This window comes from Streptomyces parvus (genome assembly GCF_014648875.1).
GTDB lineage: Bacteria > Actinomycetota > Actinomycetes > Streptomycetales > Streptomycetaceae > Streptomyces > Streptomyces parvus.
This window is the reverse complement of record NZ_BMRY01000001.1, coordinates 59,648-81,210: the sequence shown is the minus strand read 5'-3', so window position 1 is coordinate 81,210 and position 21,563 is coordinate 59,648. Positions and strand designations below refer to the sequence as shown.

The 21,563-nt window shown below is 73.4% G+C and carries 18 protein-coding genes; 4 read left to right on the top strand and 14 right to left on the bottom strand.

The window, feature by feature from the left end; translation table 11 throughout:
• Nucleotides 1-3: 3 nt before the first annotated feature.
• From IE140_RS00335 to IE140_RS00300, 8 genes are all read right to left on the bottom strand, one after another.
• Nucleotides 4-588, bottom strand: a complete 585-nt coding sequence (locus IE140_RS00335; RefSeq protein ID WP_150198612.1) for a phage tail protein — start codon at nucleotides 586-588, stop codon at nucleotides 4-6.
• Complete coding sequence (locus IE140_RS00330) at nucleotides 585-2,546, bottom strand: putative baseplate assembly protein (protein ID WP_150198610.1); 1,962 nt, start codon at nucleotides 2,544-2,546, stop codon at nucleotides 585-587. The genes IE140_RS00335 and IE140_RS00330 overlap by 4 nt, the downstream gene beginning before the upstream one ends.
• Nucleotides 2,546-3,007, bottom strand: a complete 462-nt coding sequence (locus IE140_RS00325; protein WP_150198609.1) for a GPW/gp25 family protein — start codon at nucleotides 3,005-3,007, stop codon at nucleotides 2,546-2,548. The genes IE140_RS00330 and IE140_RS00325 overlap by 1 nt, the downstream gene beginning before the upstream one ends.
• Nucleotides 3,004-3,321, bottom strand: coding sequence for a PAAR domain-containing protein (locus IE140_RS00320; protein ID WP_150198605.1), 318 nt, complete (start codon nucleotides 3,319-3,321; stop codon nucleotides 3,004-3,006). Before IE140_RS00320 ends, IE140_RS00325 begins: the two co-directional genes overlap by 4 nt.
• Nucleotides 3,322-3,380: 59 nt before the next feature.
• On the bottom strand, nucleotides 3,381-5,162 hold the full coding sequence (locus IE140_RS00315) for a VgrG-related protein (protein WP_150198470.1): 1,782 nt from the start codon (nucleotides 5,160-5,162) through the stop codon (nucleotides 3,381-3,383).
• Nucleotides 5,159-5,881, bottom strand: coding sequence for a CIS tube protein (locus IE140_RS00310; RefSeq protein WP_093443262.1), 723 nt, complete (start codon nucleotides 5,879-5,881; stop codon nucleotides 5,159-5,161). Before IE140_RS00310 ends, IE140_RS00315 begins: the two co-directional genes overlap by 4 nt.
• A gap of 49 nt (nucleotides 5,882-5,930) precedes the next feature.
• Complete coding sequence (locus tag IE140_RS00305; RefSeq protein WP_032779069.1) at nucleotides 5,931-6,356, bottom strand: phage tail protein; 426 nt, start codon at nucleotides 6,354-6,356, stop codon at nucleotides 5,931-5,933.
• Nucleotides 6,357-6,441: 85 nt separating this feature from the next.
• A complete protein-coding gene (locus tag IE140_RS00300) occupies nucleotides 6,442-6,858 on the bottom strand; it encodes a hypothetical protein (protein ID WP_229826653.1) in 417 nt (138 codons plus the stop codon).
• 139 nt (nucleotides 6,859-6,997) lie between these two features.
• On the opposite strand from IE140_RS00300, the gene IE140_RS00295 reads away from it, so the two are divergent.
• Nucleotides 6,998-7,732 carry a hypothetical protein gene (locus tag IE140_RS00295; protein ID WP_150198474.1) on the top strand — a complete coding sequence of 245 codons (735 nt, stop codon included), beginning with the start codon at nucleotides 6,998-7,000 and terminating at the stop codon, nucleotides 7,730-7,732.
• A 1,755-nt stretch (nucleotides 7,733-9,487) separates the two neighbouring features.
• Here the strand turns inward: IE140_RS00295 and IE140_RS36490 are convergent.
• The 5 genes from IE140_RS36490 to IE140_RS00270 all read right to left on the bottom strand — a co-directional run bounded on the left by IE140_RS36490 (nucleotide 9,488) and on the right by IE140_RS00270 (nucleotide 14,284).
• Nucleotides 9,488-9,646, bottom strand: a complete 159-nt coding sequence (locus tag IE140_RS36490) for a DUF6760 family protein (RefSeq protein WP_003966147.1) — start codon at nucleotides 9,644-9,646, stop codon at nucleotides 9,488-9,490.
• The gene (locus tag IE140_RS00285) at nucleotides 9,643-10,146 is read right to left on the bottom strand and encodes a hypothetical protein (protein WP_150198373.1); all 504 of its coding nucleotides are present in this window, start codon (nucleotides 10,144-10,146) and stop codon (nucleotides 9,643-9,645) included. The genes IE140_RS36490 and IE140_RS00285 overlap by 4 nt, the downstream gene beginning before the upstream one ends.
• On the bottom strand, nucleotides 10,143-10,583 hold the full coding sequence (locus IE140_RS00280; protein ID WP_010060032.1) for a phage tail protein: 441 nt from the start codon (nucleotides 10,581-10,583) through the stop codon (nucleotides 10,143-10,145). The genes IE140_RS00285 and IE140_RS00280 overlap by 4 nt, the downstream gene beginning before the upstream one ends.
• A gap of 62 nt (nucleotides 10,584-10,645) precedes the next feature.
• Nucleotides 10,646-12,187: a phage tail sheath family protein gene (locus IE140_RS00275; protein ID WP_150198375.1), complete on the bottom strand. Its 1,542-nt coding sequence runs from the start codon at nucleotides 12,185-12,187 to the stop codon at nucleotides 10,646-10,648.
• Between the two features lie 741 nt (nucleotides 12,188-12,928).
• Nucleotides 12,929-14,284 (bottom strand): COG1470 family protein, encoded by a 1,356-nt coding sequence (locus IE140_RS00270; RefSeq protein WP_189460139.1) that lies wholly within the window; start codon nucleotides 14,282-14,284, stop codon nucleotides 12,929-12,931.
• Nucleotides 14,285-14,520: 236 nt separating this feature from the next.
• Between IE140_RS00270 and IE140_RS00265 the strand changes: the two genes are divergently transcribed.
• Nucleotides 14,521-15,243 carry a helix-turn-helix transcriptional regulator gene (locus IE140_RS00265; RefSeq protein ID WP_075264133.1) on the top strand — a complete coding sequence of 241 codons (723 nt, stop codon included), beginning with the start codon at nucleotides 14,521-14,523 and terminating at the stop codon, nucleotides 15,241-15,243.
• 84 nt (nucleotides 15,244-15,327) lie between these two features.
• On the opposite strand, the gene IE140_RS00260 is transcribed toward IE140_RS00265, so the two are convergent.
• Complete coding sequence (locus IE140_RS00260; RefSeq protein ID WP_150198494.1) at nucleotides 15,328-16,827, bottom strand: esterase/lipase family protein; 1,500 nt, start codon at nucleotides 16,825-16,827, stop codon at nucleotides 15,328-15,330.
• Nucleotides 16,828-16,845: 18 nt separating this feature from the next.
• Here IE140_RS00260 and IE140_RS00255 point away from each other — a divergent pair, with 18 nt between their 5' ends.
• Both IE140_RS00255 and IE140_RS00250 read left to right on the top strand, forming a co-directional pair.
• Nucleotides 16,846-18,945: an ATP-binding protein gene (locus tag IE140_RS00255; protein WP_189459961.1), complete on the top strand. Its 2,100-nt coding sequence runs from the start codon at nucleotides 16,846-16,848 to the stop codon at nucleotides 18,943-18,945.
• A complete protein-coding gene (locus IE140_RS00250; RefSeq protein ID WP_189459958.1) occupies nucleotides 18,942-21,254 on the top strand; it encodes a WD40 repeat domain-containing protein in 2,313 nt (770 codons plus the stop codon). The genes IE140_RS00255 and IE140_RS00250 overlap by 4 nt, the downstream gene beginning before the upstream one ends.
• Nucleotides 21,255-21,563: the final 309 nt, after the last annotated feature.

Sequence of the window (21,563 nt, the reverse complement as noted above, 5' to 3'; positions counted from 1 at the left end):
ACGTCAGCCTCCAGTCTCTTCGGGCGGGCCCGGCAGGACCTCCACCCGGCAGGTCAGGTGTGCCGGGCACGAGGCGGCGGCGACCTCCAGGACGCGGCGGGCGTCCACCGCGTCCACCACGTCTTGCCCGTCGCCCGCGCGCACCGGCCAGACCCGGACCAGGAGTTCACCGGTCGGCGGCGGCGGGAGAGCGGCCCCCGGTTCGGCCGACCAGGTGGCGCCCCCGCCGTCCCGGACCTCCGCGTGCACCCCGCAGCACAGCCGCAGCCGCTCGACGAGACCCCGTCGGGTGCCGCGCCACCGGTGCAGCTCGACGGCGTGCGCGACGACCGCCCGGCGCAGCTCCACCGGCCACGCCGGATCGGCCTCCACGCCCACCCAGGACGCCAGCCACGGCAGGAAGTCGGCCGGTGCGAGCGCCGGGTCGACGTACGCGGGCAGGTTGTCCAGCGTGGACAGGACCGGGGCCAGCACCGTGTCCAGGCCCGCCGTGAACCGCTGGGCCAGGTCGTCGTCCGCGTACAGGGCGGGCAGCAGTTCGCCGATCGGGTAGCGGCTGGGCAGCCCGGGTACCGCCGCCCGCGTCATACGGCCTCACCGGCCCCGCTCGCGGTGACCACCACCTGGTGCTGGTGCGAGAAGACCAGGGCCCCCGGCGCCACGTCGACCCGGTCCGCGGCCGCCCCGCGCCGGCCCGTGATCGGGTCCGCCGGGAACAGCCGGACGTCCTCCACGAGCCCCGCCCCCTCCACGCTCTGGAGCACGGCGAAGACCTCCCCGTACTGCACGGGCCTGCCGAACGGCCACCCCCGCCCGTCCGCCCCGCCCCGCAACGGATCAATGTGGCGGAACAGCGCCTCCAGCGCCTCGGCCCGCACCCGGTCCACGTCACCGGGCGCGGCCACCAGCCGGGCGACGACCGTGACGCCCTGGTAGGCGGGCGGTTCGACGATCAACCGGGTTCCGACCAGGCGCCGTTCGTCGAGCCGCTCGGTGACCGCCGCGAGCACCGCGTCCGAGGGGATCAGCTGCTCGAACCGCACCTGCCCGTCCTCGTCGGCCACCGCGTCCGGCACCACCAGCACCCGTACCGCACCGGCCTCGCCCGGCACCGCGGGCAGGCACCGTACCCGGCGCAGGGACGGCGCGGCCTCCCGGGCGATCAGCTCGTAGTCCTCGGCCGTCACCGCCCGCTCCTGCACCCGCAGGATGTTGGGCGCGCGCACCTTCGCGTTCTCGACGGTCTCCCCGTCGACCCCGCCGGTCGCCGCCTCGCGGTTGTTCACGCCCGCGACGTACGGCACGGAACTGCGCAGCACGGAGATCGCGCCCCGGGCGACGTTCCCGGCCGACCCGCCACCCGTGCGGCAGCGGGGCACGCGGAGCTGGGCGCCCTTCGCGGGCACCGCCCCGTACGCGCGCATCGTGCCGTCCGGCTCCCGCACCTCCGGCGGGAACGCGAACTCCCCGGCGACCGCGTCGAGGCGGACATGGCGGTCCCCGGGCCCGGACGCGCCGAAGTGCTCGACCGGGGTCCAGATCTCCCAGCCCTCGTCGGTCGACACCTGGACGACCGGCGGGTCCCCGTCCAGCAGCAGCGGCGCCCGGCTCACCGTGAACCGCTGCCCGGCGACGCCCTCCGACACTCCGAGCGGCACGTCGAGGACGGTCTCCGCGTGCTCGGCCGCCGTCGTGCCGCCGACCGTGAACACCTCGGCCTCCCGGATCGTCGGCGACTCCGAGTAGAACGGCTGGCCCGGCTCCGGGGCGGTCACCCGGCAGCGCAGCCACCCCGCGCGGGTCCCCGCCACGACGGACGCCGTGTGCCCGGCCGGTACGAACACCACCACCTCGCCGGGCCGGTTGAGGCCGCCGGTGGAGTCGGTGCCGGTCGCACAGCCCACCCAGCGGGCCCCGTCCCACGCCTCCCACACCAGCGGCGGCTGCCGCGGGTCGACGCCCACGCCCTCCACCCGGCTGTCCAGCCGGACGGCGACGATGCACCGCGGCACCGCCGTCGGCAGCCCGAACAGCAGGGCGTCACCGGGCTCCGGCCGGGCCTGGAAGCACGGGATGTCCTTGCCCGCGCCGAGCGGCGCCGTCCGGTCCGTCTGGTCGCCCGACACCGGCGCGGTCACCAGCCGTTCCAGCGAACTCGGCACGATCGGCAGATCCTCGGAGGTGGAGAACACCACCGGCTCCTCGGCCTCACCGCGCGCGGTCGCCACCTCCGTACCGGCGGGCAGGTGCACGGTCTCCGGCTGCGGCGCGGAGAGCCAGAAGTCGATGTCGGCCCGCGCCACGGCCGGCGGGAACAGGGTCACGCCGAGCAGGTCGAGGAAGGCCGCGTAGTTCTTGTCGGGCACCCGGTTCAGCCGGTACAGCAACTGGTCGACCATGTACGCGAACGTCTCGATGAGCGTGACCCCGGGGTCCGACACATTGTGGTCGGTCCACTCGGGGGAGCGCTGCTGGACGAACCGCTTGGCCTCGTCGACGAGTTGCTGGAAACGCCGGTCGTCCAGGTTGGGGGAGGGCAGAGCCATCAGAGCCTCCCCGTTTCCCGGGCGGTCCCTGCCGCCGAGCCCTCGGAGGAGGGGATCGTGTAGAAGGGGAAGACCAGGTTGCGCAGGTCGTTGGTGGCCCGCACGGTGTAGTGCACGTCGATGTAGAGCGTGCCCTCCTCGATCGCGTCGAAGGCGACCAGCACATCCGTCACCTCGATCCGCGGCTCCCACCGCTCCAGCGAGGTGCGGACCTCCTGTGCGATCCGCCCGGCGGTCGCCCCGTCGCCGGGCGCGAAGACGTACTCGTGGATGCCGCAGCCGAACTCGGGGCGCATCGGCCGCTCGCCCGGTGCGGTGCCGAGGATCAGCCCGATCGCCTCCTCGATCTCCTTGTCCCGTTCGACCAGGGCGATCCCGCCCGTCGGCCCGGTCCGCAGCGGGAAGCCCCAGCCGCGCCCGATGAATCCGTCGCCACGCCCGGCGTATCCGTCGCCGCTCACATCGGGCCCCCGATCAGGACGTTGAACGCACCGCTGACGATCGGCGCGCCGCAGGTGGTCTTGTCGCCCATCCGGGCCGCGGGCAGCCCGCCGATCAGCACCGCGCCGCCGATCGCGGCGGCCGGGTCGGGCATGATCACGTTGCCGGGGCCGAGCGCCGCGTGCGGGGGGACGACGCACCCGTGCAGGCTCCCGGTGACGGCCGCGGGCCGGCCGCCGATGAGCACGGTGGCCACGGCCAACGCGCCCGGGGGCGGGGTGCCGATGAGACCGCCGTGGGCGGTGCTGTCGCCCGTGCGGGCTGCGGGGGGCATGGCCGGGTTTCTCCTTGCTGTGAAAGGGACTTCGGGGATGGGAGGGGGCGGGCGGGGGGTCAGTTGATCCTGATGAGCTTGGCCTTGAGGACGGCGAGCAGGCCGCCGTCGACCGTGACCCCCGTCTTGCCGTTGACGGTCACCGAGCGGCCCTTGATGTTCACGTCACCCGTGGCACCCGCGTCGAGCGTGATGCCCGAGGCGGACAGAGTCACCGAGCTCAACTCCCGTGTGCCGCCACGTGCTTTGACGGTGAGGGTGATCTCGCCCTTCTTCTCGTCGAGGACGACGTCGAGCCGCTTGTCGCCGGTGGCGATGCGCACACCCGCCGGACCGCGCGGAGCGTCGAGCAGCTCCAGCCGGTTCCCCGAACGGGACACCAGGGAACGGCGGTTGACCTTCCCGCTGGTCGGATCGACCAGCGGGACGTCGTGCGGGGAGGGCTTGTCGACCCCGTTGTAGAGCCCGCCGAGCACGTACGGACTGTCCAGCAGCCCCTGTTCGAACCCGACGAGCACCTCGTCGTTGACCTCGGGGCTGAACACCCCGCCGCCGCCCTGGCCGCCCCACTGCACGGTGCGGACCCAGTCGGTGACGTACGAGTCGTCCAGCCAGGGGAACTTCAGCCGCACCCAGCCGCGTTGGCCCTTGCCCTCCTCGCGGATGTCGGTGACCACCCCGATCGCCAGACCCGGCATGCGCGGACCGCGCGAGGGGGCGTTCGCACCGGCGGCCAGCCCCGAGAGCGACCGGTCCGGCGAGGCGCTGACGATCACCGTCGTGCGGTAGCCGGTGTCCGGTTCCAGGACGTGGTGCGCGGCGGTCGCGGTGTAGCGGCCGGAGAACGCGGGCCCCACGTTGCCGAGCGCCACCGGCAGGCCCGCCCGCAGCTGCGGATTCCCGTACGCCACCGCCTCGACCTCGCCGAACCCGGCGCTGACGGACGCGGCGAGCGCCCCGGCCACGGCCCGGGTCTCCGCCTGGGTGCGGTACGGGGTGTCGGCGATCGTCGTCCGTGAGTTCGCCCCGAACATCCTGGCCGCCGTCGCCGGGCTCATCCCCGGGGCGACGGTGTCGCTGCGCACGGACTGCTGCCGGGCCACCAGCCGCGTCTTGGTGTCGACGTTCCAGCCGCGCACCTCCACGCTGTCCGACCCGTCGGCCCCGGTCAGCGCCGCGCGCAGGGCCAGCAGATTGTTCCCGTACTCCAGGACCATCGGGTCACGCGTGGCGGACGTCGAGGGCGAGGGTGCCGAGGAGGCCGGGTCCGGCTTGGTGAACTGCAACAGGCCCTTGTCGTCGACCCGTACGGTGGCCCCGCTCTCGGCCGCCAGATGCTGGAGGAACTCCCAGTCCGAGACGTTCGGCTGGGTCAGCTGCTTGTACGTGACCGGCGCGGCCTCGATCCGCCCGCAGGCCAGACCCGCCCCGGCGGCGACCTTGCGGACGATGTCCGCCGTCTTCATGTTGCGGTACGCCATCACCTTCCGCCCGCGCTGGAGCCGGTGCGCTTTGGAGAACGCCCGGACGACGGTGAACGACCCGGTGGTGTCGGTGTCCAGCTCGACGGCCGTGACCTCCCCGGTGAACAGCCGCTCGCGCCCCCGGTCCTTCACGGTCACCACCGAGATCTTCAGCGGGGTCCCCATGCCGATACCGGTCTTGGAGAGGAAGGTGTGGTCGGGGTCCCGGTACATCAGGACGGCGGTGTCCGGCAGGCCCACGTTCTCGTCGACGACACAGCTCACCAGCTGGGTGGCCCAGGCCTTGGGCAGCTCGGCGGGCGCCTCGACGATCGGGTCGGCGGCGAACGAACGGCCCGGGGCTTCCTTCCCGCTCATCGGCCGCCCTCCGCGGCCTCGTCCTCGCTACCGGGCACCAGAAGCTCCTGGCCGGGCGTCAGCCGCATCGGGTCGTCGATGTCGTTGGCATACGCGATGGTGCGCCACGCGGTGGCGTCGCCGTACTCCCGCCAGGCCAGCAGCGGCAGGCTGTCCCCGGCGACCACCCGGTGCGTGCGCCGCGCCTCCTTCGAACCGGAGGTGGGGTTCTGGCCCGCCGGATCGACGCTCGCCTCCTCGATGGAGAGGGCGCAGGTGGCGCGCAGCGGCTTCCCGTCGACGTCGAACAGGGTGTACGACACCGAGAGGTTGGAGAGCACCCCGTCGAACGACGTCGTCTTCGACGTCCCCCAGTCGAACCGCACCCAGGGGCTGGCGGGCGTCTTGCGGGCCAGACTGCTGGGGGTGGGGACACAGGCGGTCATCAACTGCTCGACGGCCTTCTCCACGGAGTTGTCGTGGGTGGCGGTCGCGTCGAGGAACACCTCCAGCGACAGGGCGCGGGGCCCGCTGCCGACGAACTCGGGCAGCGCGGACTGCCCGGCCATCCGGGACGGGGTGCGCCGCCACTCGGTGCTCTTGCTGAGCGAGAGCTTGGCGGGGTTGAACTGCAACGTGAGACGGGCGAGCGTGCCGCCGGGCTTGGCGCCGACGGCCGACGGCGGCTCCATGACGGTGAGCTGGGCACGGGCACGGCTCGCGCGGAGAGCGGGTGACATTGCGTTCCTCCTTTCTGCGTCCTGGTCCTGCTGGATGTGGCGTGGGCGGTCAGGACGGCTCCAGGCCCTCGTGCGCGATCTCCAACGTCTCGATCGCCGCCTGGGAGTCGGCCGGATCAAAGGACGGCCCCTGCCACCGGACCGGCACGATGCCGTGGACCTGCCAGCTGATGATCCGGCTCAGGTCGGGGCGCAGCGCCACGATCTCGCCGTCCTTGGGCTCGACCCGCTGGATCGTCTCGTTCAGCCAGCGCGCGATCTTGAGAGTGTCGGTGGTCACCGGGCGGGTCAGCGTGATGTTCGTCCAGGTGATCCGCCCCGGCAGCTGCCAGGTGAAGCCGTTGTTGCCGCCCTCGGCGTACGTCTCCATCTCCACCTCGGCGCCCAGGCCCGAGCAGGTGTGGAACGCGCCCAGGTCGCTGCCGCCGATCGCGAGCTTGAAGAACACGCTCGTCGCGAAGATGTTGTCGGTCATGCGTCTCTCGTCTTCTCTGCGGTCGGTCGGTCGTACGGGGCGTGGCGGGGGGCGGGTGCCGAGGCTGGTGCCTGTGCCGGGGCGGTCAGCGGCGGCCGTCGTGCAGCCGCCCGCTGCGCTCCCTGCCCCGGCGCAGATCGGCGCGGATGAGCCGGCTCACCGGATCGAGGAGCCGCCGGGCCAGCTCCTCGATCTCCGTTCCGCTCAGCCGGTTCGCCGGGGATGAGGCGCCGGAAGCGTCGGCGGGGCCGGTGGCCGCCCCCGTCGCCCCGGCCGCGGGCTTCGCCGGTGCGGCCTGGACGGGCACCCCGGCGATCCCGGCGTTCGCCGCCGCACGCTGCACCGCCTGGGCCCTGGTCTCCGGCCGGCCCCGCCCGCCACTCTGCGCGGCCGGGCGGGGTGGCACCCGTACGGAAGGGCTCGGGGGCCCGCCGGATGCGGCACCGCCCGCCGGGGCCGGCCCGGCGACCGGCGGACCTGCGCCGTCGGGCACGACCGGCATCGCCTGCCGCTGTACGGGGACGGCGTCCGCCGGCCGGGGCGCGACGGGCGGATGGGGCCGGACCACGGGGGGCCGCTGTGCGGGGCCCGGTCGCTGGGCCTGGCGGGTCGTCGGTCCGGATGTCTGATAGGGCGGCTGCGTGACGGGAGGCACGGGGGAGGGCGTCGCGGAGCGCTGGACCGCCGTTCCTGCCGCTGTGGCGGAGGCTGCGGCCTGCCCGGCACCGGCCTGGGCGTCGGCGGATCCGGGCTGCGCCACGTCGCGCCGCCAGGTGGCCGCGACGACCGGGCGGGACGACCCGCCGCCCGTCGCCACCGGGGGCCCCGAAAACCCTTCGGCGGATCCGGTGTTGATGCTCAGGGGGCGGTCCGGAAGCAGGGTGCGTGGCCGCCGGCCCCTGGGGGACAGCGTGGAGGCGGACGCGGGTGCCGTACCGCCGGAGCCGTGTTCCGTCGCCGTACGGTCCCGGGGGATGGGCCGGATGCGTACCGGGGGCGGGGGAGTGGTGGTGACGGCCGAGCGCTGGACGGAGGCGGGCCCGGACGGTTCGGCGGGGCCGCTGGTAGCGGCGGGTGCCGACCTCACGGGCATCGCGGCGGGCTCGCTCGGCGGTGTCGGGGCGGGGGCCGGAACCGTGGTCCCGGAGCCGGGAGTTGCCGCCGGTCCGGGACCCGGAGCCCGGTCCGCGTTCGGGCGCGTCACGGCGGACGGACGGTCACCGAGCAGCGGAGCGCCGCCGCCGAGCCGGGCGGTCGGCGGCAGCGAGGGAAGCGGGGCCCCGATCCCACCGCGCACCCGGGCGGAGGCGTCCGGCCCCGGGGCCGGGGCGCGCTGCACCGAAGGGGAGGGCTCGGACGGGTTCGACGACGGCTGACACCGTGCCGGGGTCTCGGCCGGACCGGAGGACGAAGGCGTGGGCGAGGACTTCGCGGGGGCCGTGGGTGCTGCGGCTGGAGGGCTCGACGGACTCCTGGGGCCCTGCGGGTTCGGCGGCTCCGACGTCTGGCGTTGCAGCACCGGCATGGCCGGTGCTGCCGGAGGCACGGCCCCGGGAGCGGACGGAACGACGCCCGCCGGTCCGTCGGTACCGGCAGGCCTGGCCCCGGCGGGCATTTCGCGCAGCGGCTTGCCGAGGGCCGGACGTACCGCCTCGGGGGCGGGTCTGTCGGGGGTGGAGGCGGGGCCGGAGGGCGGGGGCGTGGGACGCTCCGGGGCGTTCGACCGGGTACGGTCCGGGGCGACCGGCCCCGTACGGTCCGGACCGCTCCGCCGCTCGGACGCGGCTCGCTGGACGGTCGCCGGTGCGGCTGTCGACGACGCGGCCGAGAAGGGGGCGGGGGCGGGCGGGGCGACCGGGGTGGCAGGCGCGAGCGCGGTGATCTGCCGCAGCGGCATGGCCGGTCGCCGGGCCACGGTCAGCGACGGCGCGATCCGCTCCGGGCGCACGGCAGCGGGCCGCGACGGCGGGCGGACGACGGCCTCAGCGTTGTTGCCGGGACCGAGCGTGGGCCGCCCGGGGGCGGGAAGGGCCCCCGCATGCGCCGCCGAGCCGACCGAGCCGGATGGGCCGGACGAGCCGACTGAGCGGACCGAGCCGGACGAGCCGACCGCCTCCGACGAACCTGATGAGGCGTCCGAGCCGACCGAGTCCGACGAGCGGGATGAGCCCGACGAGCCGGACCGGAGCGAGGAGTCGGACGAGGTCGCCGATCCGGCCGCGGAGGGGTTCGCCGACGCGGACCCGGCCGCGTTCGTCGGTCCGGATACCGGCCCGGATACCGACCCGGACCGCGCCGCGTTCGAGCTCCCGGACGCGTCCCTGGACGCCTCCCCGGACCGGGCCGAGTCGGCGGGTCCCGCCGAGCCCGCCGTACCTGACGCGGCCGTACGTCCCGTCGAGGCTGCCGAGCGCGACACGTACACCGTCTCCGGCGTACCCGCTGATGACGACCGGTCCGCAGGTCCGGAGGCACCCGACGAGGACTGGTTCCCGGACGACTGGCCCCCAGGCCCCGAAGCACGTGAGGACGACCGGCTCGTGGCTCCCGCCGCACCCGACGACGGCCGGCTCCCGCCGGAAGCCGCCGACCGCTGGACCGGCGGCGACGCCGGACCCGGCTTTCCCGACCCCGTACCCGTACCGCGTGCGGACGCCCTCCCCGCCGAGGCGGACGGCAGGTCCGCAGCGGGCCCGAGGGGCTCGGCGGGTTCTTCGCTGCCGTCGGGCCGGACCGCGCGGAGCAGCAGCGGGCCGCCGGGGGACGCCGAGGGCCGCGCCGAGCCCGGGCGGGCGACTCCGTGGATGAGGCCGACCGGGGCGGACGGCAGGACGGCATGGCCGAGTTCGCCGCCGAGGGACGGGTTCTGCCAGGAGGCCAGGCGCGAGCGGAACCGCAGTCCGTCGCTCACCCCGATCGAGGACCGGGCGACGGTCACCGACGGCGGGGCCACCCGCCGCCACCCGCCGTCCCAGCCACCGTCGCCGTCGCCACGGCCCCCGGCCTCGCTGGACACGGCGGGTGTGGCGGGCACAGCAGAGGTGTCGCCGTGCCCGCTCCCGCCCTCCGGAGAGGGCACGGCGGACCGCCGACGGTCCGTCCGGCGCAGCCAGTCCCCGAACCCCACACGATCACCCGCCTTCGTTGACGCGGGTGTTGATCCGCGCTATCTCCCGCACCCACTGCTGACGCTCGCCGTGGGTGAGGTCGAGAATGTCCTCACGCTGCCAATGGAAGTGGTAGGCGACGTACGCGATCTCCTCCCGCAGCCGGGGAAGCGCGTACGTCACGATTCCCCCAGGCGCCCACCCGAGAGGTCCACCTCGAACGAGCCGTGGCACAGCGGGCAGGTCACCGCCGCATGCGTGTGGCCCTCGCTGTTGATGCGGCGGTAGAAGTCCTGGAGGAACGCCACGTCGGTCGCGTACATCCGCTCGACGATCCCCGTGTGGACGTCGGTGATCGGGCCGAGCTGCGTGATCACCTGGGCCAGCAGCACCACGGAGAGGTACGCCGGGTTCTCCTTCACCCGCAGGTCGATCTGGGGCTTCAGCTCGTCCCGGGCCGTCGCGAGCCGCATGGTGCCGTTGCGGTGCACCTGGCCCTCGTCGTCGACGTACCCGCGCGGCAGCTCGAAGGCGAACTCCGTCTGCAACGCATCCCGTTCGCGCCGGGGCGCGCGGGCGGGGGCCGCCGCGGCCGGAGCCTCCTGGCGGGTGGCGGTCGCGGCGGCCAGGTTGTCGAGGGTCTCTTCGAGCCCGGCCCCCGGCGTAACGGTCCGGCGCCTCATTCGACCACGATCTCCTCGAAGGTGATGGTCACCGTCTCGGTCGCCGCGCTGGACTCGCCGGCCTTGAGCGAGGGGCCCTCCCACTTGGAGGCCCAGCCCTGCATCAGCTGGATGCGGCGGACGGTCTCACCGGTCGAGTCCTTGATCTCGATCGTGAGGTTCTGCCGGGCGGTGTCGACGGCCCCGTTGTTGAGCGTCTCCTTGATCCAGGTGGTGAACTCGCTGCTCTTGTCGAGCCCGCGGGTGATCGTCACCTCGCCCGCCTGGCGGGCGCCCGGCTGCTTGCGGATGATCTGCTTGCCGTCGGCGGTCACCTGACGGACCTCGACGACTTCTTCCTCGACGGTCATGCCGCTGATCTCCTGGATGGACTCCACGAGATAGCCGCCGAGCTGAACGCCGAAGATGTGGGTGGAAAGAGCGTCGCCCTCTGCCATGACTGTGTGTCACCTGTTCCGGTTGCGATGGTGCTGCGGGTGGTGGGGAAGGGCCGCGAGGGTCACTCGTCGACGAGGCTGGTGCTGTCCGAGAACTGCGAGAGCCGGAAGATCACGAACTCCGCGGGCTTCACCGGCGCCACCCCGATCTCGCAGACGACCTGACCGAGGTCGATCGACTCCTGCGGGTTGTTGCTCCGGTCGCAGCGCACGTAGAACGCCTCCTCTGCGGTGCGGCCGAACAGCGCGCCGCGCCGCCACTCCTCGGTGAGGAACGCGGTGACGTTGCGCCGGATGCTCGACCAGAGGCGGTCGTCGTTCGGCTCGAACACCACCCACTGGGTGCCCAGGAGGATGGACTCCTCCAGGTAGTTGAAGAGGCGGCGGACGTTGAGGTAGCGCCAGGCCGGGTCGGAGGAGAGGGTGCGCGCGCCCCAGATGCGGATGCCGCGGCCGGGGAAGGCGCGCACACAGTTGACGCCGATCGGGTTGAGGAGGTCCTGCTCGCCCTTGGAGAGCCGGATCTCCAGGTCCACCGCTCCTCGGATGACCTCGTTGGCGGGGGCCTTGTGGACTCCGCGCTCGTTGTCGCTGCGCGCCCAGACGCCGGCCACGTGACCGCTCGGCGGGACCAGGGAGTTGCGGCCGCTCGCCGGGTCGAAGACCTTGACCCACGGGTAGTAGAGGGCGGCGTAGCGGGAGTCGTAGCCGGCGTCCTCGTTGCGCCAGGTGCGGACGCGCTGGGCGTTCATGCCGGGCGGGGTGTCGAGGACGGCGACGCGGTCGCCCATCTGCTCGCAGTGCGAGATGACCGCGAGCTGCACGGTCTTGACGCCCTCGGCGTCGATGTCGCCGCGCTGGAAGGCGCTCATCAGGTCCGGGACGGCGACCATCGTGATCTCGTCGATCGCTTCGAGACCGGCGAACCCGGTACGGGCGGAGGCGTCGCCCACGTACTCGGAGGCGTCGAGCCGGGCCACCCCGTTGCCGGGAGCCGCAGCCGTCGCGGGGGCGAGGGCCACGGTCTGCTTCTCGGGGCGGCTCTGCGCCGTGCCGGGCTGCTCGGTGACCTGGATCAGCTTGGAGTCGCGGGTCTGGGTGACCAGGTAGCCCTTGACGTTCTTGCGGGTGGAGACGTCGTACGTCTCCACGGCCTTGCCGCCCTGGCGCACCAGCAGCCGGAAGCGGTCCTCCGGCGGGTTCTCGCCCTCGGCGTCGGCGATCTCCACGGAGAGGCCGTCGCCCGTGCCGGGCCTGGCGGCGACCAGGAAGCCGCCGAGCGCCACGGGGGCGGGGGCCTGGGCGACGGAACCCTGGCCGGAGGCGCCGGAGCCCTCCGCCGGGCCGCCGATGCGTACGATGTAGGCCGCGCCGCCGCCGTTGGCGAAGAAGCCGTAGACGGCGTGCGCCAGATAGGTGTCGGCGGTGAAGGCGCCGAACGTCTGCACGTACTGGTCCCAGTTGGTCACCAGCGTCGGCCGGTGGAAGGGGCCCGTCCCCGCGAAGCCGACGAAGGCTGCGACCGCGGTGCCGACTCCTTCGATGGGCCGTGCTCCGGACTGCACCTCCTCCACGTAAACACCGGGGGTGAGGTACGACGGCATGCTCGCTCCTTCTGGACGGTCACTCGATCACCGCCCAGTCTCGACCGGCCGCGCGGGCCGGGAGTAGGCCCCGGAGTCCTGGACACGGGGCAAGGAGACTGCCCTTTCCGGGCTCTCGAACGCCGGGTAACCCTGCCCTCGGCGGCCCGGCCGGAACCGCCCGCCCCTATTCCCGTTCCTTCCTGCGTATTTCGCCGCCCACATGACGAGAATGAGAACAACGTGTTACGCCGGAGCCCGAACGAGTCTCCTCTGCGCAGCGATTGGGGAAAGGCCGGACGGCGCGCCGGGAAGCCCATGTGTTTGGTATCTCATTTCCCCGGTAAACCCTGGGCGGCCGATGGTCGTCCGGGGGTACCGGGGGATGCGCTCCGAGGCGATGTGATTCGGCCAGAATACGCCGGGAAGAGTGGCGGAATCAGTCGGGTGTGGACGGGGGAAACGGGCATGGAAGCGCTCCGAACGGGCATCGGCCGATCCTCACAGAACCGTCAGGGCCACTCCTGAGCAGGCCCGTTCGCGTCTGCGGCCGTCGGCAGCGGATATCCTTCCGGTGCTGCCGACGTCGCGGACGACCGAACCGGCGGAGATCTCCGGTGCGGTGGGGAGGGTGAATCCGCCACCGCCCGGCACGCCGGGTTTCCTTCCGGCCGGGTTTCTGTTGTTGTCTCGTCAACAGGCGCGGCAGAAGGCCCGGCGCCTCTGTTTCGCCCCGCTCCCAACGTCCTTCTATCGTCCTTACTATCGAGCGAGATCGCTCAGTACACCGCTGACATTCAGAACCTGATGGCACCCGGAAGCCTGTTGTCCGGTGGCCGGGGTGCCGGGCTTGGCACAGGTGACGGAAGCGGTGACGGTGGCGTTCTCCGGAACCTGAATGGGGGTGACCCAGTGATAGTCCTGGTTGCGGAAGGTTTCCAGAGCGATCGTCGTGATCTTGTTCTCGCCGAAGGAGATCGTCACGAGGCCCTCGTCGCCCTGGAAGTTCGCCACCACGACGTCCGTGACGCGGAAGACCTTCCCGGCCGGAACCTTGTAGGTGCCTTCCCCCTCGGCCCCCGCCCGGGTCTGCACGTCGATGGTCCTGGAGGCCTGTTCGCCCCCGCCGCCACCGCTCCCGCCCGTGCCGCCGCCCCCGCCGGTGGAGCCCGGTCCGGAACCGGTCCCGCCGGGGCCCGTGCCGTCCGGACCGGTTCCCTGGCCCTGGCCGCCTGCCGGGTTCTCCGCACCGCCGGGGGGCGTCGACCCCTGCTCCTTGCCCCGCTCGGTCTCCTCCTGCGCGGCCTTCGTCCCCGCCTGCTTGGCCGTGCTCTGCACCGCGGGCCGCACCAGGGCGAACCAGACGAGCAGCAGGGCCAGCAGCGCCGCCAGCACGATCAGCAGCCACTTGGGCAGCACGGGTATCTGCGCGAACTCCCCGGGCAGCGGCTCGGACCCGCCGGGCTGCCCGTCGTCGACCGGGGACGTGGCCACGGCCTTGGGCTCGGCATCCTTCTCGGTGCCCTCCTCGGCGCTCTCGACAACCTCCGCGCCCTCGGTCGCCAGGACCTCGAACGGCCAGGTGACGGGCTCGCCGAACCAGATCAGCTTCCGGGCCCGGACCTTCAGCGCGACCTCCGCCGACTCGCCCGGCTCCAGCCGCTTCCTGTCCGGGGTGAAGGCGAGACGCAGATCCTCCCCGTCCTGCCGGCCCGCCAGGGCCACATCCACCGGAGTGTTCCCCTTGTTCTGCACGGCGGTACGGAACCGGGAGCCCACCCAGCCCCGGCGGCGGCGCGGTTCCAGCTCCGCGCGCAGCTCGTGGAAGGGCTCCACGGTCACCGTCGACTCCGGGACGACCACCGACTCGGGGCGCTCGGCGGGCAGCACCCGTACGGCCAGGGGGGTTTCGCCCGCCCGGACCTCGTGGGAGCGGGGCGGGGCGAAGGTGAGGGTCACCGTCTCGGAGGTGCCCGGGTAGAGCGACACACGCGCCGGCTCGACGGTGGTCCAGGCGGCACAGTCGCCGACCACTTCGAGGGTGTAGGCCTCGACGATGTCGCCGTCGTTGCGCACGGTCAGGGTGGTCGTCGCGGTACCGCCCGGCGACACCGTCACCGTGGGGCTTGCGAGTTCGGCAGATGTGGTCACTCTGCGACGGTAGGCCGCCGGTACCGCGCGGCAGCAGAGACGCAAGGGCAAGAAGCGGGCAGCGGTGGTGCCCCGCGGGCCCACCGGCACGGTGTCCCCGCGCCCCCGCGCCGGGCCCGGTCGCCCTGCCCCGGCCGGCGCGGGCGATCACCAGCACAGCAGGCATATCGGGCTGAAGTACCTGAGGAAGACGGGCACGAACGATGACGATCACGGAAACGACGAACAGCACGGCGGCACGCGGGCAGTACCGCAGGCCCGACGCCGCCGGCCGCCGCACCACCGGCGCCGGGGGAGCGCCCGGGGGCAGGGTCTCCGTCGCGGTGTACGCGGAGGACCTGATCCTGCAGACCGGCATGATCCACCAACTGCGCGTGCGCCCCGAGATAGAACTGCTGCCGGAGGCCGAGGCGGACCGGGCGCAGGTCTCCCTGGTCGTGGTGGACACGGTGGGCGAGACCACGGTCCAGCTCCTGCACCGCCTCCAGCGCAACACCTCCACCCGCACCGGACTGGTCGTCGGCTACTTCGAGTCGGGCGCCCTCCAGACCATGATCGAGTGCGGGGTCGCCGCCGTCCTCCGGCGCGGCGAGGCCGACCAGGACCGGCTCGTCCACCTGGTGCGCGCCATGGCCAACGGTGAGGGCGTCCTGCCGGGCGATCTGCTCGGCAAGCTCCTCGACCACGTCAGCTCCCTCCAGCGCACGGTCCTCGACCCCCGAGGGCTCACCCTGTCCACCCTCACCGCGCGGGAGGCGGAGATGATCCGGCTGGTCTCGGAGGGCTGCGACACCGCGGAGATCGCACAGAAGACCTCGTACTCGGAACGCACCGTCAAGAACGTCCTGCACGAGGTCGCGACCCGCCTCGAACTGCGCAACCGGGCCCACGCGGTGGGATACGCGATGCGCCACGGGCTGATCTGAGGCGGGGCGGGCCCGGCCCCGCGTCCGTCCCGTCGCCCCGGGCGCCGGGCCCGGCAGGCGGAACGGCCGCACTGTCCGGGTCGCTCAGTCCTCCGTCGGCCGCGTGCCGCCGGGGCCGGCGAACACCAGCTGCGTCAGCGGCGAGGGCAGCCGGTCGGCCTCCACCGTGACCCGGTACAGCCCGGCCTCGGGGAGGTCCACGTCGGCCGTCAGCGCGTCCCCGTCCTCCGCGTAGGGAAGGGCCCGGCGGCGGACGGGGCCGTCGACCGCGGCCACCGTGCAGTCGATCCCGGACGGATCGTCGGTCCCGGTGATCCGGAGCGACCAGGTCTCCCCGGGCGTCACGTAGTCCGGAACGGTCAGCCCGAGTCCCTCGTCCGCCTGGTCCGGGCCGAGGTCGTCCTCCTCCAGAAGGAAGTCGAGAACCGCGTCCCGTGCCGCCCGGCCACTGGCCAGCGCACCGTGCTGGAGCGCGATCGGGACCGCCCCGCCCTTCAGGGCCGCCGAGTCCCGGTGGACCGTACCGTCCCCCCAGGCCCGGAACCGGAGCGCCACCCCGTTCTCGTCCCGCCTCAGCTCGCCGTTCCGGTGCGCACGGAAGCAGTACTCGGAGGCCAGGACCTCGCCGTTCTCCAACCGCAGGGACTGCACCGTGTCCTGGTGAACCCCGACGACGGCCCGGTGGTGAGGAAGCTCCTGCTTCGCGAGACGGGCGAAGAACTCCCCTGATTTCTTGGCGAGTTCCTCGTCCCCGCCGAGCGCGCCGACGTCGGACGGGGCGAGCCGGCGCGCCCCGGCGCCCTCCTCCAGGCAGATGAACCGGGGCAGCAGGTCGTGGACGCCCGGCATCGCCGACGCCAGGGCCGCAAGCCTGCGGTGCGGAAGCGGAAGCGGCGCCCCCTGTACGGAGTTGAGGATGTTCGCCGCGACCACGGACCCCCGGAACGGCGTCCCGAGCGTCATGACGCCCCGGGTGTCGGCAGCCAGGTCGTTGTCGAAGCCCAGGGTGAGCGCCGCATGAGTGACGAGCCCGCCCATGGAGTGGGCGACGAAGACGAGACGCCCTTCGCGTTCGTCGAGCGCCCGACGGCGGGCCGCGTCGTGGGCGGGGTGCCCGCGCCACTGCTCCAGATGCTTACGGGCTTCCGCCGCGAGGAGCCGGGCGTTGACCTCGACGGGCAGCCGCCAGTCGTAGGGGAACGGCAGCACCGCGTCGGGGTGGGCGACCGTCTCCTCGATGGCCCGGGTCAGCTTGTGGTACGGCTCGATCCCCCGCAGGACCGGGCTCCACACAGGGATCCGCAGCAGCCTGCGCGCTCGGACGCGCCCGTACTCCCCGGCCTGTTCCTCCGGGGTGAGATGCAGAGGGGCCAGGCCGTCCCGGGTCAGCCAGGCCTTCGCGAGCCACCCGGGGTGCGCCAGCCCCCAGAGCACCTTCCCGGAGAGGGTGTCGAACAGCTCGCTCCCCATGATGCCGGGGACGATCACGACCGCGTCGTGCGTGACCGCAGGAGTGACGTCCGGGGGGAAAAGGGTGCTGCTGCCGGGGCGATGGCCCGGATTCGTCTGCGGCGGCTTCGTCATGCCTGGAAGACTAGAGAGATGCGGAACACGGTGGGGGAGTTAGGGCGGAATCGGGCCGCCGAGCAGAATGCGGCGGGACGGACGCTGCTCACGCTGGCCGTACGGGATTACGGTGACGGCGACGAGGCCTTCACCGCCGGCATCGACGAACAGCTGGACGTGGTCGCCGAGTGGTGGTCCTCACCGGTCTCCTCCGACGCCTTCCGCCATGTCCCCGCCCCGGCCCTCACCCTGCGCGAGGACGTCGAGGACTTCCTCCGGGAGCACCGGGTGCGGGAGATGGAGGGCGAGGCCCTGGTCCTGTTCATCACCGGTCACGGCATCGCCACCTCCCGTACCCACTTCCTGCAGCTGCCGGGTTCCGTCAAGGGGCGCCACCTCAGCACCTGGGTCCGTACCACCGACCTCATCGCGGCGGCGCTCGACTGCCACGCCGAGAACGTCCTGGTCATCGTCAACACCTGCTACGCCGGGAAGATCAGCGGCGAGATCGACGACATGCTGGAGGACATCAGCGCCGACCGCCGCAACCGCTGCCGGCTCGACGTCCTCGTCACCAGCGGGCACGACCGGCCGGTCCAGGTCCGGCGGTTCCCGACGCTGCTGCGCGCGGCGCTCGAGCGACTGCGTACCACCGCGGGCATCACCACCCCCCATCTCAGCGTCGTCGAGCTGATGTCGGAGTTCGAACGCAGCCTGGATCCCGAGGAGCGCAGGAAGCACCGGCTGCGCTGGGTGGCCGACGGCGGCGGTGTCCTGAGCCCCACCCCCTGCATCCCCAACCCCGGGTACCGCCGGGTGCGCGAGCTGGGCGGCGCGGACGGGGCCCGCGCGGTCCCGGCCGCCGACTACTGGCTCGACCGGGCCACAGGCCGCACCCAGGACCAGGACCCCGGCTGGTACTTCCGCGGCCGCGAGGACATCAACCGCAGCATCGCGGCCTTCCTCGGCCCCGCCCGCACCCGCGGGGTCCTCCTCGTCACCGGCAGCGCCGGCAGCGGGAAGTCCGCCGTGCTCGCCCGAGCCGTCGTCCTGAGCGACCCCGCGTTCCGCGAAGACCCCCTGTGCAAGGCGGCACTCGACCTGTCCGCGCCCGACACCGTCCCCGCCACCGGGTCCGTCACCGGCGCGGTTCTGGCCCGTCACCGGGGCGCGGCGGATCTTGCCTGCGACATCCTCGAAGCCCTGGGGGCGACGCCGGGACGGATCCGGTCGACCGAGGACCCGGTCGTCGAACGGACCCGGCAGATCCTCGCCGTTCTCCGGGACCGCGACGACGCGGTCACCCTCGTCATCGACGGCCTCGACGAGGCGGACGAGCGGGAACGCGTCATCGAGGACGTGCTGGCGCCGCTCAACGAGTTCTGCGCACCGCTGCTGGACCAGGTCCCCGTCCCACGGGCCGACGGCGAACCGTTCGCCGCCCCGGCCGGTCTGCGGCTCCTGATCGGAGTGCGCTCCAGCCGGCCGCTCAGCGAATCCTCCGTGGACCTGTCCGAGGAGGAACAGGGCCACAACGAGGCGCTCAAGGCCGTCTTCCCGACAGCCGAGGAGCAGCGCACCGACGACGAGCACAGCGAACAGGACATCGCCGCCTATCTGCACGCGCTCATCTGCGAGGGCGGCGCGCACCGCGCGTCGGCCGAAGAGGCGGCCGCGCTGGTCGCACCCGTCGTCTGGCCCTCCTTCATCGACGCCCGCATCGCCGGTGAACAGCTCCGCTCCACCGACGACCCTGCCGCCGTCGCGCAGCGTCCGGAGTGGCAGCGGATGCTCAGCAACGGTACGGAGGGGCTGCTCAAGCGCGACCTCGCGCTGGTCGAAGGGGACGGACTGCCCTCCGAGGTGGCGCTGGCGCTCCTGCGCGCGTCCGCCTTCGCCGAAGGGGCCGGTATCCCCTGGTCCACCATCTGGCCGCAAATGGCCCGGGTGCTGCTCGGCCGGCCCCTGCCCGACTGGGACGAGATGATCGCCAAACTCCTCAAGAGCCGACTCAACGGCTATCTGGCCCACGACCACGAGGACCACCGGCGGGTCTACCGCCCGGCCCACGAGACGCTGGCCGAGGCCCTGCGCGACCTCGACATGGACTGGTTCGACCGGGGCGGGGCCGCGTGACCGGGCCGGCCGGGGACGACCGGCACACGGAGATCCACCGCCAACTGGCCGCCGCTCTCGCCGAACTGGTCCCCGACGACCCCAGCATCCCGCCCCACCCCTACCTGCGACGGCACCTGGCCCGGCATGCCGCCCAGGGGCGCGTCCTGGACGACGTCCATGTTCCGCCCGCCCTGCTGCCCTGGGAATCGAGCTCCGGGCTCGGCCGCCTGCTGGCGGGAGAGTCGAGCCCCCCGGCCCACCAGCAGTGGCTCCAGGTCTGGGCCACACTGGAGCCCTACTCCCGCGAACTGAGCCCCCTGTCCCGGCTGACCAGCCTGCACCTGGCGCACCACGCCGCGACGTCACGGCTCAGGCCGGGCCCCCGGGCCGGCTCCCCGGACGCGCCGTTCGACCGCTCGCCCGTCACACCCCTGTGGAGCGACTGCGCCAACCCGGACAACGTATGGGCCCTCAACGACGCCGATGTCGTCTCGCTGGCTTCGGTCGTCCCCCGGCGGCGCTCCCCGGCCCAGGCCCTGCTGGTCACCGGGGACGACCACGGTGTGGTGCGCGTCCTGAGGCGTGACGGCTCCGCCGCCGCACCGCCGGTCACCCTGCACGAAGGAGCCGTCACCCACCTGCTGCCCCTGCACGAGGGAATCGTCGCCACCGGGAGCACCGACGGCGCCGTGGCGATACTCAACGCCCCCCGCGGCCGCCGGACGGGGGAGGTGCTGCGGCGCACCGCCGCCTGGGTCACCGCGCTCACCCTCCACCGGCCGCCGGGCCGGACCGCGGTGCTCCTCGCTGCCTGGAGCGACGGTCACCTCGCCGCGTTCAACACGGCGACCCTGCACCGGGTCGACATCCCGCTGCCCGCGCTCGTCCCCGGGGCGGCCCACCTCAGCGGGACGACGGGGCCGGACGGCGCCGGGCTGCTGCTCGTTGCCCAGCACGACACCGTCTCCGCCTCCGACGGGCGCACCACCCGGGTCTGCTCACGCCACTCCGCCCCCGTGCGCACCCTGGTCGCGCTGTCGGAGCCCGGGGCGTACGCCGTGGGCGACGCCCACGGCCGCCTCTCCGTGCACAGCGTCGACGCCGACGCCGACATCCGTACGCACTCCGTCGAGGCGGTGGCGAGTGGCGCGGTCACCGCCCTGGCCGTCGTCACCGTCGAGGGCCGGGAGACCCTCGCGGCGGGCGGCGCCGACGGCACCGTCCGCCTCTGGCGTCCCGACAGTCTGGAGCCCGTCGGCGAGTCCCTGCCGGCGCACGCCGAAGCGGTCACCGCCCTCACCGCCCTGTCCGACGGCCCCGTGACGCGCCTCATCACAGCGGGATCCGATCGCACGGTCCGGAACTGGCCGCTGGACGGCAGCACGTTCCGGCACGGGCGCGCCCGGTGGAACCGTGTCACCGCCAGCGCGCTGTCGCCCGGTCCCGTGCATCTGCTCGCGGTGACCGAGGGGACCACCACGCTCGTCCGGGACATCGGCACCGGCACGGAACGCCCTCTCATCGAGGACGAGACCGTCACCGCCCTGGCCTGGGCCCGACTCCACCACCGCCCGGTGCTGGCAGCGGCCCTCAGCGACAACAGCATCGCGCTGCGCGCCCTCGAACCCGGCGATGATCCCGAGCCGCCGCCGCGGCTGCGCGGGCACTTCTCACCGGCGCTCGCCCTCCTCGCGCTGCCCGGCGCCGGAGACTCCTCCCTGCTGGCCAGTGGGAGCGCCGACGGAACCGTGCGGCTGTGGGACCTCGACCGGCTCCGCAGCCTGGCCGTCTTCGACGACCACCGGTTCAGCGTCCGCGCGCTGGCCTCCACCCGTACCGACGACGGCGTGCTCCTGGCGTCCGGAGGCAGTGACGGAAAAGTCCGGGTCTGGGACGTCGGCGCCCTCGCCCAGCACGGGCCGACGATCCGATGCGGCCAGAACATCGTCAACGACGTGGCCTTCGCCCGCCTGCGGGGCGAGACCGGGCTCCGCATGGTCACCGCGGGACAGAACGGCACGCTCAGGCTCTGGGACCCCGACGCGGCGAGCGGGCCCCTCGCCGAATTCGCCCCCGGAGACGGCGAGCTGCAGGCTGTGACCGCATTCCGGGTCCACCGCAGGCGGCTGGTCCTCGCCGCCGCCGGGGCCACCGGCATCCACCTGTGGGACGCGGCCGCCGACCGGATGCTTCTGCAGATCGTCACGGGTCACCCCGTCACCGCCCTCCGTGTGGCCCCGCAGCCGGAAGGGGAGCTGTCCACCGTCCTCCTCGCGACCGGAGAGGCGGGAACCATGATCTTCCGTATCCATCACGACCGCCTGTGACCCCCATGTGCGCCGTCCGCGCGCCGACGTGCTCCGCCGATGCGCCCGGCGGGTGAGCCCGACGGGCCGACAAGAAAGGGGTGCGTACGCGACAATGATCAGCCGCGGTCCGGACCGAACGGGCCTGTCCGGGCACGGCCGCGCGCTTCACCCACGACCGCGACGCTGCGACACGATCGCGATGCTTCGGCCACACTGCTCTATCGAGGATTCATGACAGCTGTCTTAGACCCCGTTGCCATTTCGTCGGCCGTCTTCCGGCCCCGCTCCCGGTGCGTGCGCGCCGGACGGCAGGGCCCCGACGGCACG